Annotated in this window: 14 protein-coding genes; 11 read left to right on the top strand and 3 right to left on the bottom strand. The window is 42.2% G+C overall.

Translation table 11 applies throughout. The features are described from left to right. The 4 genes from J8Z24_RS07745 to asnB all read left to right on the top strand — a co-directional run bounded on the left by J8Z24_RS07745 (position 1) and on the right by asnB (position 4,601). Positions 1-756, top strand: coding sequence for a DUF969 domain-containing protein (locus tag J8Z24_RS07745; protein ID WP_176031678.1), 756 nt, complete (start codon positions 1-3; stop codon positions 754-756). Then, positions 753-1,763, top strand: a complete 1,011-nt coding sequence (locus tag J8Z24_RS07740; RefSeq protein WP_176031677.1) for a DUF979 domain-containing protein — start codon at positions 753-755, stop codon at positions 1,761-1,763. Before J8Z24_RS07745 ends, J8Z24_RS07740 begins: the two co-directional genes overlap by 4 nt. Continuing rightward, complete coding sequence (gene pcp, locus J8Z24_RS07735) at positions 1,763-2,425, top strand: pyroglutamyl-peptidase I (RefSeq protein ID WP_252095562.1); 663 nt, start codon at positions 1,763-1,765, stop codon at positions 2,423-2,425. The genes J8Z24_RS07740 and pcp overlap by 1 nt, the downstream gene beginning before the upstream one ends. 505 nt (positions 2,426-2,930) lie before the next feature. Continuing rightward, positions 2,931-4,601 (top strand): asparagine synthase B, encoded by a 1,671-nt coding sequence (gene asnB, locus J8Z24_RS07730; RefSeq protein WP_128730267.1) that lies wholly within the window; start codon positions 2,931-2,933, stop codon positions 4,599-4,601. Between the two features lie 83 nt (positions 4,602-4,684). Here asnB and pssA read toward each other — a convergent pair whose 3' ends face one another. Continuing rightward, entirely contained in the window at positions 4,685-6,010 is a 1,326-nt protein-coding gene (pssA, locus tag J8Z24_RS07725; RefSeq protein ID WP_147389747.1) for a CDP-diacylglycerol--serine O-phosphatidyltransferase, read from the bottom strand. Between the two features lie 290 nt (positions 6,011-6,300). Here pssA and trxB point away from each other — a divergent pair, with 290 nt between their 5' ends. The 4 genes from trxB (at position 6,301) to infA (ending at position 9,504) form a co-directional block, all read left to right on the top strand. Then, positions 6,301-7,254: a thioredoxin-disulfide reductase gene (trxB, locus tag J8Z24_RS07720; RefSeq protein WP_128730270.1), complete on the top strand. Its 954-nt coding sequence runs from the start codon at positions 6,301-6,303 to the stop codon at positions 7,252-7,254. A gap of 302 nt (positions 7,255-7,556) precedes the next feature. Beyond that, entirely contained in the window at positions 7,557-8,273 is a 717-nt protein-coding gene (gene aat / locus J8Z24_RS07715) for a leucyl/phenylalanyl-tRNA--protein transferase (protein WP_125251469.1), read from the top strand. Further along, the gene (locus J8Z24_RS07710) at positions 8,266-8,976 is read left to right on the top strand and encodes an arginyltransferase (RefSeq protein WP_125251470.1); all 711 of its coding nucleotides are present in this window, start codon (positions 8,266-8,268) and stop codon (positions 8,974-8,976) included. Before aat ends, J8Z24_RS07710 begins: the two co-directional genes overlap by 8 nt. A 309-nt stretch (positions 8,977-9,285) precedes the next feature. Next, positions 9,286-9,504, top strand: a complete 219-nt coding sequence (gene infA, locus J8Z24_RS07705; RefSeq protein ID WP_058029687.1) for a translation initiation factor IF-1 — start codon at positions 9,286-9,288, stop codon at positions 9,502-9,504. 1,393 nt (positions 9,505-10,897) lie between these two features. Here infA and clpA read toward each other — a convergent pair. Both clpA and clpS read right to left on the bottom strand, forming a co-directional pair. Then, positions 10,898-13,162, bottom strand: coding sequence for an ATP-dependent Clp protease ATP-binding subunit ClpA (clpA, locus tag J8Z24_RS07700; RefSeq protein WP_125254437.1), 2,265 nt, complete (start codon positions 13,160-13,162; stop codon positions 10,898-10,900). Between the two features lie 28 nt (positions 13,163-13,190). Beyond that, complete coding sequence (clpS, locus tag J8Z24_RS07695) at positions 13,191-13,508, bottom strand: ATP-dependent Clp protease adapter ClpS (RefSeq protein WP_128730272.1); 318 nt, start codon at positions 13,506-13,508, stop codon at positions 13,191-13,193. A gap of 200 nt (positions 13,509-13,708) precedes the next feature. On the opposite strand from clpS, the gene cspD reads away from it, so the two are divergent. The 3 genes from cspD (at position 13,709) to J8Z24_RS07680 (ending at position 17,388) form a co-directional block, all read left to right on the top strand. After that, on the top strand, positions 13,709-13,927 hold the full coding sequence (gene cspD / locus J8Z24_RS07690) for a cold shock domain-containing protein CspD (protein ID WP_125254439.1): 219 nt from the start codon (positions 13,709-13,711) through the stop codon (positions 13,925-13,927). A gap of 461 nt (positions 13,928-14,388) precedes the next feature. Then, the gene (locus J8Z24_RS07685; RefSeq protein WP_252095561.1) at positions 14,389-16,608 is read left to right on the top strand and encodes an NADP-dependent isocitrate dehydrogenase; all 2,220 of its coding nucleotides are present in this window, start codon (positions 14,389-14,391) and stop codon (positions 16,606-16,608) included. 111 nt (positions 16,609-16,719) lie between these two features. Continuing rightward, positions 16,720-17,388, top strand: coding sequence for a pseudouridine synthase (locus tag J8Z24_RS07680; protein WP_125254441.1), 669 nt, complete (start codon positions 16,720-16,722; stop codon positions 17,386-17,388). The last annotated feature ends 32 nt before the right edge of the window (positions 17,389-17,420 follow it).

The raw sequence follows: 17,420 nt of genomic DNA, 5'->3' as shown, positions 1-17,420 counted from the left end.
ATGAATGAGATTAACTTTCTTCCCCTTTCTGGTATTGCAGTCATTGTTCTTGGCTTTGCAATGCGTTTTAACCCTCTGTTGGTTGTCACTGCCGCTGGTTTAGTGACCGGATTTGCCGTTGGTATTGATTTTATCGCCTTAATAGCCACATTTGGTGAAAAGTTTATGAACTCTCGTCAACTAGCAAGCTTCCTACTTATTTTACCCGTCATTGCTATTCTTGAGCGCTATGGGCTTCAGCAACGCGCTAAAACTTGGGTAGCCAGTATCAAAGGTGCCACGACTTCGCGGATCTTAAGTATCTATTTTGTTGTACGTGAATGTGCAGCAGCACTTGGACTGATTAATTTAGCTGGTCAAGCACAAACCGTACGCCCTCTACTTGCGCCTATGGCAGTAGGTGCAGCAGCAAACCAGTATGGTGACTTACCACAAGCCGTTAAGGATATGATAGGTGCCCATGCTGCAGCCTGTGATAATATTGCCGTATTCTTCGGCGAGGATATTTTTATTGCCTTTGGCGCCGTATTGCTAATGGACGCGTTTTTAAAAGAAAATGGCATCGCCGGAATAGAGCCATTACATATTGGTCTTTGGGCAATTCCCACTGCGATTGCCGCGTTAGTGGTTCACTTATTTCGCCTTGCGCGATTTGAGGCAAAAATTCGTACCGAAATCGCCCGTTGCCAGCAGCAAACTAAGCAAGCCAGTGCTACTGACGATAGCACCACTATGTTTGAGGAGGGCTCGTTATGAAGTCTGTAGAGCAAGCGCCAGAGCCTCTAGCACTCCTATCTATTAACAATATTTATTTACTCATCGGTTTTATCGTCATGTTTTTGGTGATAAAAACCCTACAAGATAGCGCCCACCCAAAGCGTTTAAGCACTGCGCTGTTTTGGTTTCTTTTTGGCTCTGTTTTTATGTTTGGCGATGTTTCTATCACTTTAATTGGTGAACAGATCACCTATTTATGGGTTGGTGTGAGCGTGATTGTTATTGCCCTGTTAGCGGGAATGAATATGGTCTCAATAGGCACCCACGACGTACCTGATGAGCAGTTCAAGGCGCTAGATGCCAAACGCTTTGGCAACAAATTATTCATCCCAGCTGTAATTATTCCAATTGTTACTGTGATCTGCACCATTATTCTTGATGATCTTCACTTAGGTACGCTGTACTTTTTTGACCAAAGTCATGTGACACTTTCAGCGTTAACACTGGCTTGTACTGTAGCATTATTGATAAGTTGGAAAATTACTAAGGGCAGTCCTTTGCAAGCGCTGTCTGAATCTCGCCGTTTAGTCGACTCCATAGGCTGGGCTGCTATTCTGCCGCAAATGCTTGCTATGCTTGGCGGTGTCTTTATTGTTGCAAATACAGGCACGGCAATTCAAGATTTAGTTACACTGTTTATCTCCCCTGATAACCGGTTTATGCTGGTTGCCCTGTATTGCGTGGGTATGGCGTTATTCACTATGATAATGGGAAATGCGTTCGCGGCATTTCCTGTGATGACAGCAGGCGTTGCCTTACCTTTTTTAATTCAAGGCCACGGAGCAGCCCCTGCGCCTTTAGTTGCTATTGGCATGTACTCAGGGTATTGCGGTACACTCATGACCCCTATGGCTGCTAACTTTAATATCGTGCCAGCGGCACTGCTAGATTTAAAAGATAAATACCAAGTCATTAAAGTGCAAATACCCACTGCTATAACTTTATTGATAATTAATATTTTCCTGATGTATGGAGTGGTTTTTTAATGTCCAGTTACAGTAAGCCCTGTGTCCTCATCACCGGATTCACCCCTTTTGACGGTGAGTCAATCAATCCTTCATGGCAATTAGCACAGCAACTTGAGGGGGAAACCCTTGAAGGGCACATAATACACACAAAAGAACTCCCTTGTGAGTTCGATACCAGTATTGCCTCATTAACCAAAGCGATTGATAAGTATCATCCAAGTGTCGTGATTTGCTTGGGGCAAGCTGGTGGTCGCTGTGATATTTCTATCGAGCGCATCGCTATAAATATTAATGATGCAAGGATCGCTGATAACGCAGGTAATCAGCCCATAGACACCCCTGTTGTTGCACACGGTCCAGATGCTTATTTTACAACACTGCCTATTAAAAGCATGCTTAAGAGCGCAATACAGGCGGGCGTTCCTACAAGTATTTCTCACACTGCCGGAACATACGTGTGCAATCATGTTATGTATGGATTATTGCATTACTTAAGCACTCACGAATTGGCTTGTCGAGGAGGCTTTGTCCATATCCCTTATTTACCATCTCAAGCTGCGCACCACAGTGGTGCACCTAGTATGGAAATCGATACACTTGTTAAAGGGATAAAAATACTTATAACTAGCGCTATCACTCAGAAGCAAGATATAAAGCTTGTTGCAGGCACAACACACTAACACTTAATACCCCGAAATGGTGCAATGTTGCACCATTTTAAATCACAAAAAATTCACATTTTTCCTATTTCATTGTGTGACTTATCAATTTATTTTTGATAGAACAGAGAGAACCCAATGTGATTTTTCAGCATTGGTAATAATAACTTGTTGTTATACCAATTTGACTTAATACTTGCTCAATTTGAAGGAGTAATACCAATTTGACTTAATACTTGCTCAATTTAAAGGGGTAAATCTGACGCTAACAGCGTTAAAAATTTCTCGCCTCAAAATAGACCATTTAATTAAGAAGATTGGTATAAATCTGACGCTAACAGAGTTAAAAATTTTTATTTAGAACAACTAAATAGCAAAATTTTTGCCTTGCCTATATGGATGTAGGTACCAAAGCGATAGCAGGACGCGGTAGCGGAGTTATCGACAAGATTGTCTCGCCTCAAAATAGACCACTTAATTAAGATAATTAGTATTAAAATCAACACATCAATAGGAATGAGGAATTATGTGTTCAATTTTTGGCGTACTTGATATCAAGACCGACCCCTTAGCGCTGCGCGAACAAGCGATTGAGATGTCCAAGAAGCTCCGACACCGCGGTCCTGACTGGTCTGGTGTTTATTCAAGTGAAAAAGCAATATTGGTTCACGAGCGCTTAGCAATTGTTGGAGTATCTAGTGGCGCACAGCCATTATTTAACCCAGAAAAAACCAATATTTTAGCGGTCAATGGTGAAATTTATAACCATAAAGAACTCGCAGCATCACTCACTGTACCATTTGAATTTCAAACAGAGTCCGATTGTGAAGTCATCTTGGCACTATACAAACAAAAGGGGCCTGAGTTTTTAGACGACCTAAATGGGATTTTTGCGTTTTGTCTTTACGATGAGACCAAAGATGCTTTTTTAATCGGTCGCGACCATATTGGTATTATTCCACTGTACACTGGAAGAGATCAGAGTGGAAACCTCTATGTTGCAAGTGAAATGAAGGCACTCACACCAATTTGTACACAAATCGAAGAGTTTCCTCCCGGACATTACTGGTATTCTAAAGAAGGGGGAGCTAGACCTTATTATCAGCGAGACTGGCAAGATTTTAAAGCAGTTAAAAGCAACGATGCTAGCCCTGAAGCGGTTAAAAATGGATTGGAGGCAGCTGTTAAACGTCAGCTTATGTGTGATGTTCCATATGGTGTGCTGCTATCAGGTGGTCTTGACTCTTCTGTCATCTCAGCAATTACACAACAGTTTGCGGCAAAGCGTATTGAAGACGATGGCGCTTCTGATGCGTGGTGGCCAAAACTCCATTCTTTCTCTATTGGTTTAGCCGGCTCACCCGATCTGGCCGCGGCACAAAAGGTAGCCGATAAAATCGGCACGATACACCACCCTATTCACTTTACTGTACAACAAGGGATCGATGCCCTTAAAGAAGTGGTCTATCATCTTGAAACGTATGATGTGACCACAATTCGGGCTTCTACACCTATGTATCTAATGGCTCGCTATATCAAAGCTATGGGTATTAAAATGGTGCTGTCAGGCGAAGGTGCTGATGAGCTATTTGGTGGTTATTTATATTTCCATAAAGCGCCAAACGCTGAGGAGTTCCACAACGAACTCAACCGTAAAGTTTCTAAACTCCACATGTTTGACTGTTTACGTGCAAACAAATCAATGGCCGCTTGGGGCGTAGAAGCACGAGTGCCATTCTTAGATAAAGAGTTTATCGATATTGCAATGCGTACGAACCCTGACTATAAAATGTGTAAAGATGGACGGATCGAGAAGCATATTATTCGTGAAGCCTTCGACGGCTACTTGCCAAATGAGGTGCTTTGGCGTCAAAAAGAGCAATTCTCTGATGGTGTAGGATACAGTTGGATAGATTCGCTGAAAGACTATGTCGCTCAACAGGTAAGTGATTCTGATCTGGAAAACGCGCATTACCGTTACCCAATTAATACTCCTGACAGCAAAGAAGCTTACTATTATCGTACTATTTTTGAATCACATTTTCCTGGAGAGGCTGCGGCCAAATGCGTGCCACATGGCAAATCAGTTGCATGCTCAACCCCTGAAGCCCTCGCTTGGGATTCGTCATTTCAACATAATGCAGACCCTTCTGGTCGCGCAGCAAGCTCGCACAATGACGCGTACAAGCAACAGTAACAGAGTAATAAACTGGTAAATAAAAAGGGACAACCGTCCCTTTTTATTTATGCAAACTGTAATGTGATATAACTAAAAACTAATCAAATAAAACGCTTAATAATAAAGTCTACCTTCACCCGCTTCGCTTGCCCTAATAACTTTTTAACGGGCGCTGGGTAGTCTGCTATCGTTTCTAGATCCTCATGACCATTGAGACGTCGACAATGTTGCAGAACTGCTTGCTTTTCTAGCTCGATTTGAGGAAGAATTGCCTGCTCAGGGTCTTCAATTAAAATACCGTTTTCAATATCTAGCCCCCATGCTCGCGGGTTGAGGTTATGGCCACTCATTAAATGCGTATTGCCATCTCTGCTTACACCTTTTAGGTGGAATGAATTATTACCGTCTTGCCAAAGGTAAACATCAAGCAAGCCTGAATTGATATAACGACGCTGCGATTTTACGAACTTATACAAAATCGTCTCGTATAAATATGGCAATGCGGCAATACGGTTAAATGGCTGATCAGGGCTAATGTAAAAATCATTTGCGGTCTTGTCACCCACAACAATCGTTACCTTTTTACCTGTTTTTAACAAACGTCTTAATGAGCGCAGTAAAGGCGCAGGAAAGTTAAAATATGGCGTGTACAGCACCAACTCTTGCTCTGTGGTGTCAAATAACGCTTTGATTAAACGGTTTAGTTTATTTGTTCTTCGGCCAAAACCCAAAAAAGGCCTCACAGTTAACCCGCTCCAACTTGTTGCTTTAGAGACATCGTAACTGGCTTTTTTAAGCTGCTTCATCAATTGCTTTTGCTCAGTTCGAATATCAAGCAGTGTCGGTAGAGGTCTAATATCCAATCTTGGTACCGCATCCGAGGCAATCAGTACTTTATCCGTAAAATCACAAAAGCTATCAGCCAACTCAGGATGTTGAATTAAGAAGTAACGATCAAGTCGATATTTATCGTCTTGATGCAAGTAAACATTGTTCAAACTTGCACCGCTATACAAAACGGTATCATCTAAAACAAAGCCTTTAAGGTGCAACACACCAAATAGCTCTTTTGCTTTTACAGGCACACCATACACTTCAACTTGCGTGCCTAACTGCGCTTTCAAATCGCAATATAGTTTGGCATTGCCTTCTGACTTTTCAGCTCCGATTAGACCACGCTGGGCTCGATGAAAATCAACCAAAACTTTGACATCTAAAGCTGGATTTTGTTGTGCGGCCTGATGCAACGCATGTAGCACTTCCCGGCCCGCTTCATCATCCTGAAGATAGAGTGCTGTTATGTAGATGCGCGTCTTTGCCTGTGAAATTAATTTTAAGAGTGTCTGATGATATTGTTTAGCATCAGTTAGCACCTCACAATCTTGCGCACTTAGCCCAAAGCCTGGGGTATTTTGCCAAAATGCCATATGTACCTTTTCAATTAGACTATCAACTCGTGATAGCAAAACAAAATTCTCTAAAACATATCAAAAAAACCTCCAGAGGTCATGAAATAGAGAAGTTTTTTTGTTTGCTTTAGTTAAATCTGTCTACTCAATAGACGATTTAAAAACAACACAGTACAAATTTTTTGACAAGTTGCCAATTTCTTTCAAATCTGTTTGCTGCTTTTTATTTACTTCGCTATTGAATTACATAGAATCGAACAAACTTCTGCTTTATCGCAATTTTTAGAATATATAGTTAGGAAAATTACATGAGCGACGCAAAACACTGCAAACTGTTGATTTTAGGTTCAGGCCCTGCAGGCTATACAGCGGCAGTTTATGCTGCACGAGCTAATTTAAACCCAGTGCTAATTACTGGTATGCAGCAAGGTGGTCAGCTGACAACCACAACCGAAGTTGAAAACTGGCCTGGTGATGCACATGGCTTGACGGGTCCTGCGTTAATGGATCGTATGAAAGAGCATGCGGAGCGTTTCGAAACTGAGATCATTTTCGACCATATCAATAAGGTTGATGTCACAAAGCGTCCGTTCACGCTAACAGGAGACCAAGGTACGTATACCTGTGATGCGCTTATTATCGCGACTGGCGCATCAGCTAAGTACTTAGGACTTGAATCAGAAACCGCATTCCAAGGTCGTGGTGTATCAGCTTGTGCTACCTGCGACGGTTTCTTCTACAGAGGCCAAAAAGTGGCAGTGGTAGGTGGTGGTAACACTGCAGTTGAAGAGGCGCTTTACCTCTCAAATATCGCGGAAGAAGTACATGTTATTCACCGTCGCGACTCATTTCGCAGTGAGAAGATTCTTGCCGATCGCCTAATGGATAAAGCAGCGAACGGTAATGTTGTGCTTCACCTAAATCGTACACTAGATGAAGTATTAGGTGATGAAATGGGTGTAACAGGTATCCGCATTAAGGATACTGATTCTGATGCAACTGAGCAGCTTGACCTTGCAGGCGTGTTTATTGCTATCGGTCATAAACCAAACACAGATATGTTTGAAGGCCAGTTAGAAATGAAAGATGGCTACTTGGTGGTTCAGTCTGGTCTAAATGGTAATGCAACTCAAACTAGTGTTGAGGGAGTATTTGCTGCCGGTGACGTCTCTGACCACATCTATCGCCAAGCTATTACCTCTGCAGGCACAGGTTGTATGGCAGCGTTAGACGCAGAACGCTTTCTTGATAGCCAAAAGTAGTCTTTTCTGTTCGTAAAAAAGTAGGGGTCTGTGTTCACGGCCCCCTGTTATCCTCATCTTAATTAACCTGAGGTTTGGATAAGGAATGAGCTGACTCATTGTTTTCAAGACCACATGAAGTTATCCCTTCTCTAGCCAGACAGTTTTGGGGATAACAAGGTTAATTTACGTACCAATAGCTGGCTATTGGATGTGAATTCAACGCAGTTAGCGCTAAAACTGGCTGCTAGAAAGGCATTAATTATCCGAAGCTCAGGTTAATTTGCTATATTGTCGTAAATAACAAATTCGTAGTTTGCTTGATGGTCCAACAGCTATTTCACCTGTCTAAAAATGACTTCAGATTTCCACCCAATCATTACGCTTTATTAGAACCTGACGGACTGTTAGCAGTTGGTGGGTGTCTACGCGTTGAGCGATTAAAACAAGCCTATGCGAATGGCGTATTTCCTTGGTTTAACGAGGGAGAACCTATTATGTGGTGGACGCCAAGTGAGCGTGGTATTCTCGAGCTTGACGAGTTTCATTGTGGTAAAACATTAAAAAAAGCCCAGCGAAAATTGAAGCCGACCGTTACAGTCAATACCGCCTTTAATCAAGTGATAGAAGCATGCCGTGATCAAAGAATGGCTGCTGAAGGTACTTGGATCACCAATGCCATGCTATCTGCGTATCAACAAGCCCACATTCAAGGGATCGCACACAGCGTTGAAGTCTGGCATGAGGAAAAGCTAGTCGGTGGTTTATACGGGATCATGCAGTCTGGTGTTTTTTGTGGTGAATCTATGTTTCATACCGTTCCCAACACATCAAAAATGGCGATGTGGGCGCTGGTTAATTGGCTAAAGGCGCATAAGGCTTCATTTATTGATTGTCAATTAGAAAACCCTTATCTGACAAGTTTAGGGTTAAAAGTTATACCAAGGCCTGAGTTTTTGACTAGACTTAAATTGGCGGGACAATTTCAGGTCCCATCATCTATGTGGCAGCCTCAGGAGCTGAAAGCTATCTATGAATGAACACTTTCCCTCTAAAATTGGACTAAGCCAACAATTTAGTTGTAGTTATTTACCTGAACAGAAGGAACAGTTACTGGTTATTCTCGACCCAAATTGTTACAGCCCAGATAGGTTTGAACAGTTACTTGCGTTGGGATTTCGTCGCAGTGGCGATCAAATTTATCGACCTCACTGCCCTTCATGCTCCGCTTGTCAGTCTGTTAGAGTGTTAACTGCGAAGTTTACAGCCAGTAAGTCTCAACGCCGTAAACGTAAAAAGCTTAACCAAGACTATCAGATCGTTATAAGTCACCAAGAGCGCCCCGAATACTACCCACTATATGAAAAGTACATTACACTGAGGCATAGTGACGGCTCAATGTATCCTCCTAATCATTTACAATACGAGAGTTTTTTGTTTTGCAGGTGGATGAATATTGTTTTCGTTGAGCTATGGCATCACGATAAACTTATCGCTGTTGCAGTCACTGACTCAATGCCTAATTCGTTATCGGCCATTTACACGTTTTTCGACCCTGATTATGAATCACTAAGTATTGGATCGATTATGATTATGGCTCAAATTGAACAGGCGGCAAAACAGGGGAAGCCCTATCTGTATTTGGGTTACCAAATTGATGAGTGTAAAAAAATGCGTTATAAAACACAGTTTTTGCCTGCTCAAAAACTCGTGAAAGATATTTGGTTAGATATTGAACCTTAATACCTTACTATGTATTGCAATACATTTAAGCCTGCTGTTCAACGTATCATAGCCAAAAAACGTAAGCCAAAGCGTAAAGAGTCTAGTATTCACTCGTTACTAGTCGAAATAGTTGTGGTAGAATCCACACCTTATCGCTACCACTCATCCATATTGTTGCTTTGTGTAGTAGCATCCAAGCAGAAAATTGAAGTGTACTGGCTTAAAACAAGAACAAATTAACAAAAAATTGTCTTGTAACTTTACTTATTCCCCGCTTTTGGGCAAAATCTGCATCGTTTAATTTAACCAAGAGGTGATACGCTACACATGGCGAAAGAAGACGTAATTGAAATGCAAGGCACTGTCCTTGATACGCTACCAAACACAATGTTCCGTGTTGAACTAGAAAATGGTCACGTGGTTGTTGCACATATTTCTGGAAAAATGCGCAAAAACTACATCCGTATTTTAACAGGTGACAAAGTTACTGTTGAAATGACGCCTTACGACCTAACAAAAGGACGTATTGTCTTCCGTGCTCGTTAATCTGCGTGTGTAGATTTGTACTAAGCTGAAGCCGTAAACTCGCTGATACCCAAGAAACTTCAAATCCTGTTGATGTTATTTAGGTATAGCCAAGTTCATTCATATCATTAGTACACACGAACGACTTACATTGAGCTTATCTGATGATGACATCGTAAATTAAGCTCGATGGTAACAAAAAGCCCAGTTTTTCTGGGTTTTTTGTCGTCTGAAGCGCCTGCTCCCATTGTTACTTCCCCATCAAAAGCAGCATCATGGTCTTCCGTGCTCGTTAATCTGCGTGTGTAGATTTGTACTAAGCTGAAGCCGTAAACTCGCTGATACCCAAGAAACTTCAAATCCTGTTGATGTTATTTAGGTATAGCCAAGTTCATTCATATCATTAGTACACACGAACGACTTACATTGAGCTTATCTGATGATGACATCGTAAATTAAGCTCGATGGTAACAAAAAGCCCAGTTTTTCTGGGTTTTTTGTCGTCTGAAGCGCCTACTTCCATTGTCACTTCCCCATCAAAAGCAGCATCATGGTCTTCCGTGCTCGTTAATCTGCGAGTGTAGATTTGTACTAAGCTGAAGCCGTAAACTCGCTGATACCCAAGAAACTTTAAATTCTGTTGATGTTATTTAGGTATAGCCAAGTTCATTCATATCATTAGTACACACGAACGACTTGCATTGAGCTTACCTGATGATGACATCGTAAATTAAGCTCGATGGTAACAAAAAGCCCAGGTTTTCTGGGGTTTTTGTCGTCTGAAGCGCCTGCTCCCATTGTCACTTTCCCATCAAAAGCAGCATCATGGTCTTCCGTGCTCGTTAATCTGCGTGTGTAGGTTTGTACTAAGCTGAAGCCGTAAACTCGCTGATACCCAAGAAACTTCAAATCCTGTTGATGTTATTTAGGTATAGCCAAGTTCATTCATATCATTAGTACACACGAACCACTTGCATTGAGCTTATCTGATGATGACATCATAAATTAAGCTCGATGGTAACAAAAAGCCCAGTTTTTCTGGGTTTTTTGTCGTCTGAAGCGCCTGCTCCCATTGTCACTTCCCCATCAAAAGCAGCATCACGGTCTTCCCCACTCGTTAATCTGCGTGTGTAGATTTGTACTAAGCTGAAGCCGTAAACTCGCTGATACCTAAGAAACTTCAAATTCTGTTGATGTTATTTAGGTATAGCCAAGTTCATTCATATCATTAGTACACACGAACGACTTGCATTGAGCTTACCTGATGACTATTTAGTGGCTAGGCTTGGTTTCCCTTTGTGCTCAATAGCTTTGGAGTTGGCTATTCATAACGGGTTTTGCATATCGTTTTGGCAACAAAAAACCCAGCTATACTGGGTTTTTATAAGTACCACAAAAAGTAAACTAATACTTCTTATGCGGACACTGCTTCAGTTTGATACTCGAAAGACAGCTTATTGTCCTTCACAGTTACTTTCACTGTACCACCGTCAGATAAATGACCGAACAATATTTCATTCGCAAGTGGCTTTTTCAAGTTATCTTGTATCACTCTTGCCATCGGACGAGCTCCCATGGCCTTATCATAACCAAGATCTCCCAGCCAATCTCTCGCTTGTGTTGTCAGTTCTAGATTAACTGACTTTTTATCAAGCTGAGCTTGTAGTTCGACAATAAACTTATCAACCACTTGCAAGATAACTTCTTTCTCAAGGTGATTAAACCAAATGATGTTATCCAACCGGTTTCTAAACTCTGGCGTGAACACTTTATTGATTTCTACCATCGCATCATGAGAGTAATCTTGCTGCTGGAATCCAATTGATTGACGAACCGTTTCTTGAACACCGGCATTTGTCGTCATCACCAGTACAACATTTCTAAAGTCTGCTTTGCGACCGTTATTATCGGTCAAAGTACCATGGTCCATAACCTGCAACAGAATATTGTAGATATCAGGGTGAGCTTTCTCAATTTCGTCAAGTAATACGACTGCATGAGGGTGCTTTATGGCAGCTTCGGTCAATAACCCACCTTGCTCAAACCCAACATATCCAGGAGGAGCACCGATTAATCGGCTCACGGCATGACGCTCTGCATATTCTGACATATCAAAGCGTATAAACTCGATGCCCATACACTTAGCAAGTTGTTTGGTCACTTCAGTTTTACCCACTCCCGTAGGCCCTGCAAACAAGAACGAGCCAACCGGCTTGTCTTCATTAGCCAGACCTGAGCGAGACAACCGGATTGCTGACGTTAACGCATCAATAGATTCGTCTTGGCCAAATACCAACATTTTTAAATTGCGGTCTAAGTTTTTCAACGTTTCTTTATCGCTTGACGATACGCTTTGTTGAGGGATACGAGCCATCTTGGATACAATTGCTTCTATATCAGCAACACTGATTGTTTTTTTGCGTTTTGATGAAGGCTGTAACCTTTGGTTTGCTCCAGCTTCATCGATGACGTCAATTGCTTTGTCTGGTAAATGACGTTCGTTAATATACTTTGCACTAAGCTCAGCCGCAGCCTTCAATGCTTTTTGAGTATAACGAATACCATGATGCTCCTCATAACGTTCTTTCAACCCGTTAAGTATCTTGGTGGTATCTTCTACACTAGGCTCAACAACATCAATTTTTTGGAAACGACGAACAAGCGCTCGGTCTTTCTCAAAAATGTTTTTAAACTCAGAGTAAGTAGTTGAACCCATACATCTTAGTTGCCCACTGGATAACAGTGGTTTGATTAGATTAGACGCGTCCATTACACCACCAGATGCGGCTCCTGCACCAATGATAGTGTGAATTTCGTCAATAAAGAGGATAGCGTGAGGTTTAGCTTGAAGCTCTTTAAGCAAGGCTTTAAAGCGCTTTTCAAAGTCTCCACGATATTTCGTTCCGGCTAGAAGTGCCCCCATGTCCAATGAGTAAACTACAGCATCCGATATTACATCAGGTACCTGATTATTTACGATACGATACGCAAGTCCTTCAGCAATTGCCGTTTTACCGACACCAGCTTCTCCCACCAATAATGGGTTATTTTTCTTACGACGACACAGGACTTGAACCGTGCGCTCAACCTCCTCGTCACGCCCAACAAGCGGGTCTATTCGCCCCGATTCAGCTTGAACGTTAAGGTTAGAGGTAAAGTTTTCCAGTTTGGTTTTTTCTTCCTGCTGCATTTCACCGCTATCATCTTGCATCTCTTCGTGATCTTCTTGTTCTCCATCGTCCTCAATCTTTGAGATACCATGGCTGATAAAATTCACGATGTCTAAGCGGCTAACGTCCGATTTTTTAAGTAAATAGACTGCCTGACTTTCCTGTTCGGAAAAAATAGCGACGAGTACATTTACTCCTGTCACTTCAGAGCGGCCTGAAGATTGAACGTGGAATACGGCACGTTGAAGGACACGTTGGAAGCCAAGTGTCGGTTGAGTTTCTCTGTCTTCCTCCAAATCAGGAATAACAGGTGTCGTTTCATCAATAAACTCTGATAGCTCACGCTTCAGGCTAGTCATATCGACACCGCAAGCATCTAGCGCTTCACTAGCAGAAGGGTTATCGATCAATGCAAGTAATAAGTGCTCGACCGTCATAAATTCATGACGACGAGAACGAGCCTCGCGAAACGCGGCGTTAAGAGTAAGTTCTAAGTCTTTGTTTAGCATTGGCAACCCCCAACAAGAAATTTATAGGTCATTCCTGCTCACAACTACAGAGCAGCGGATGCTCATTGTCACGAGCATATCGGTTTACCTGCTCAGCCTTTGTATTGGCAATATCAGCAGGGTACACTCCACATACCGCTTTTCCCTTGTGATGCACTTCAAGCATCACCTCAGTTGCTCTCTCGCTATCCATATTGAAGAATGTCGTCAATACCTCGACAACAAAATCCATGGGTGTGTAATCATCATTGTTTAAAATCACTTTATATTTTCGTGGTGGCTGAAGCTGCTGCTTCTGCTCTTCACGAACGGCGTCCAATACACCCGAATCTTTTGTCCCACTCATAATTAAATATAGTCTTGTCTTATATACTCAAGCAAATAGAATTGAGAAATAAATAAAATGTTAAAAAAAAGAGCAAAAAACTTGACTGCTTGCTCATATAAACTACAGTCTTACATGACTGTCTAATCTATGGGCAGTTTAGCAAAATTAAAAGAGTAGATTAACTTTAATTTAGTCAACTTATAGAAGGATGTAGAAGTATGGCTTGCGGAAAAGTCAAATGGTTCAACAACGCCAAAGGGTTTGGTTTCATCGTAGAAGACGGCAGTGACGAAGATATCTTTGCGCATTACTCAACGATTGTAATGGATGGATACAAGACGCTTAAAGCTGGTCAGGATGTATCATTCGAGCTACAAGAAGGCCCTAAAGGGCTTCACGCTACCAACATTTCTCCTATTACGGAAGATGTTGTGTAAGACGTGGTAGTTTTTGGCTAAAGCGGGTTACATTCGTGCTCGCTTATTCCCCCCAAATTTTAACTAATCTTTCTTCACTTCATGCTAATACGCATTCCCTTTTGTCCTAATTGTTATAACTTTTCACTTTTATACTTTAAATTTAATAATTAGCCCCCATATGCAAACATTGTTAGACTAAAGCACGGTTGCAAAGCGCAATAAAGGTTGGTTAGATATTCTTATTTAAAGTGTAAAGCCTTACTCTAAAAACTGAGGCAAGTAACAATATCTAACAAACCTGCTAACGTAACGCTAACTAGCTCACAGTTGTGTGGGCAGTTACTAAAGCCTCTATATCTATAATTGTTTTTGTTTTCAATTTACCGGTTGGTAAATAGGTTAGAAGCTTAGAAATCGCGTTGCTTAGTCCTAATAGCAATTGTTGAACGGCGCAAGCCCACAACTATCTAGGAATGATGATGACATCGAAAATTATCTACACCAAAACAGATGAAGCACCAGCACTAGCCACTTATTCGCTCCTGCCAATCATCCAAGCATTCACCAAGCCTGCAAATATCGAAGTAGAAACTCGCGATATTTCTCTTGCAGGACGCATCATTGCAACTTTCCCTGAGTATTTAAAAGAAGAACAACGCATTGGTGATGCGCTAGCGGAATTAGGCGAACTTGCAAAGACGCCTGAAGCAAACATCATCAAATTACCAAACATCAGTGCGTCTATTCCACAGCTTCGTGCTGCGATCAAAGAATTGCAGGCAAAAGGCTACGCGTTACCTGACTACCCTTCAGAGCCTAAAACGGACGAAGAAAAAGACATTAAGGCGCGTTACGATAAAATTAAAGGCAGTGCTGTAAACCCTGTACTTCGTGAAGGTAACTCTGACCGCCGTGCTCCTACTTCTGTAAAAGGTTATGCGCGTAAAAACCCACATTCGATGGGTGCTTGGTCAAAAGACTCACAATCTTATGTAGCTTCAATGACTGACGGTGATTTTTTTGGTTCTGAGCAATCTGTAACTGTTAACGAAGCTACAGATGTGCGTATTGAGCACGTAGCGGCCAATGGCGAGGTAACCGTATTAAAGCAAAGTACTCCACTTCTTGCAGGTGAAATTATTGATGCTTCACGTATGAGTGCCTGTGCACTACGCGAATTTCTTGCGGCACAAGTACAAGAAGCAAAAGATAAAGGTGTATTGTTCTCGCTGCATATGAAAGCGACGATGATGAAGGTATCTGATCCAATTATCTTTGGCCATGCTGTTAAGGTTTTCTATAAAGACGTATTTGAGAAGCATGCAGCGACATTTGCTGAAATCGGCGTTGACGCTAGCAATGGTATTGGCGACGTTTACGCTAAAATTGACTCTCTTGATGACGCAAAGCGCCAAGAGATTGAAGCAGATCTGAACGCAGTATATGAAACTGCGCCTGATATCGCGATGGTTGACTCTGACCGTGGTATTACTAACTTGCATGTTCCAAGTGATGTCATCATTGACGCGTCGATGCCTGCAGCAATTCGCTCTAGTGGTCAAATGTGGAATGCTGAAGGTAAACAACAAGACACCGCTTTTGTAATTCCTGATCGCTGTTACTCAGGCGTTTACAGTGCGACTATCGACTTCTGTAAAGAGCATGGTGCTTTTGATCCTCGCACTATGGGCACAATTCCAAACGTTGGCCTAATGGCTCAAAAAGCAGAAGAATACGGCTCACACGACAAAACCTTTGAAGCGCCTTCTGCGGGTACAATTCGTGTCGTTGATACAGCTGGTAATACGTTACTTGAGCACACTGTTGAAGAAGGTGACATCTGGCGCATGTGTCAGGTCAAAGACGCACCAATTAAAGACTGGGTTAAACTTGCCGTGAATCGCGCTCGTGCAACCAATACACCTGCTGTATTTTGGTTAAATGAAAACCGTGCACACGATGCAGAGCTAATCAAAAAGGTCAACGCGTATCTTCCAGAGCATGACACAAATGGTCTTGAGATCTTGATCAAAGCACCTGTCGATGCGACTCTTTTCTCCCTTGAGCGTATGAAAAAAGGAGAAGACACGATTTCTGTAACAGGTAACGTACTACGTGACTACCTAACAGATCTTTTCCCTATTCTTGAGCTTGGTACAAGTGCAAAAATGCTATCTATCGTACCACTAATGAATGGCGGCGGTTTATTCGAAACAGGGGCCGGTGGTTCTGCACCAAAGCATGTTCAACAATTCGAAAAAGAAAACCACTTACGCTGGGATTCTCTAGGTGAGTTCCTAGCAACTGCGGCTTCTTTTGAGCACTTAAGTCAAACAACAGGTAATGCTAAGGCGCAAGTTTTAGCTGATACTTTGGATGCAGCGACAGCTAAATTCCTTGACGAGAACAAGTCTCCTTCACGTAAAGTGAAAGAGCTGGATAACCGTGGTAGCCACTTCTATCTGGCGATGTACTGGGCGCAGGAACTTGCAGCGCAAGACCAAGATACTGAGCTTAAAGCCAAATTTGAAAATATAGCTAGCGAGCTGACTGCTAAAGAAAGCGAAATTGTTGCAGCATTGAACGAAGTTCAAGGTGTGTCAATGGATGTTGGCGGATATTACCAGCCAGAGGACGACAAAGCATTTGCAGCAATGCGTCCGTCATCTGTATTCAACGATATTTTAGCTTCGCTTTAATGTTTAGTTAAACCACTAAAGGCGGCCAAAAGGCCGCTTTTTTGCTTTTGGGCGACACATTTGCTCAATTGCGTTAATATACTGCTTTTCGTGAAGACTAGGAATATGGCGATGAGCACAAGTAATAGAGCCAGCAAATCAAACTCCAGAGCACCGCAAAGAAAAAAGCCCCCTTTTCTTCAACGGTCTAAATCACGAAAGCCCCCGGTTAACCAAAGGCCGTTAAAGCCAACACTGCCGCCAGAGCAAGTCAAAGTAGTATTGTTTAACAAACCTTTTGATGTATTGTGTCAATTCACTGACGATCAAAACCGTAAAACCCTAGCCGACTTTATTGATATTAAGGATGTTTATGCTGCAGGTCGCTTAGACCGAGACAGCGAAGGGTTATTATTACTCACTAACTGCGGTAAGTTACAAAATAAACTGACCGCACCTAAGAAATCGACCTATAAAACATATTGGGTTCAAGTCGAAGGCATCCCCTCCAATGATAACCTTGATGCCTTGAGAAATGGAGTGGAATTAAAAGACGGGCCAACCTTGCCTGCCAAAGTAGAGGTAATAACTGAACCTGATATCTGGCCAAGAAACCCGCCTATTCGTGAGCGTAAGAATATCCCCACTACGTGGCTGTCAATCTCAATCACAGAGGGCCGTAATCGCCAAGTGCGAAGGATGACTGCACACATAGGCCATCCGACGCTCAGACTGATCCGTGCCCAAATCGGATCATACAGCTTGGGCAATTTAAAAAATGGTGAATACAAGGTGGTTTAGCACATTGCACTTAGTGCTTTAACACCTACCAC

It is taken from the genome of Pseudoalteromonas sp. SCSIO 43201 (assembly GCF_023716725.1).
GTDB classification, from domain to species: Bacteria; Pseudomonadota; Gammaproteobacteria; order Enterobacterales; family Alteromonadaceae; genus Pseudoalteromonas; species Pseudoalteromonas peptidolytica.
The sequence above is the reverse complement of the archived record's forward strand: the minus strand, read 5'-3'. Positions and strand labels throughout refer to the sequence as shown.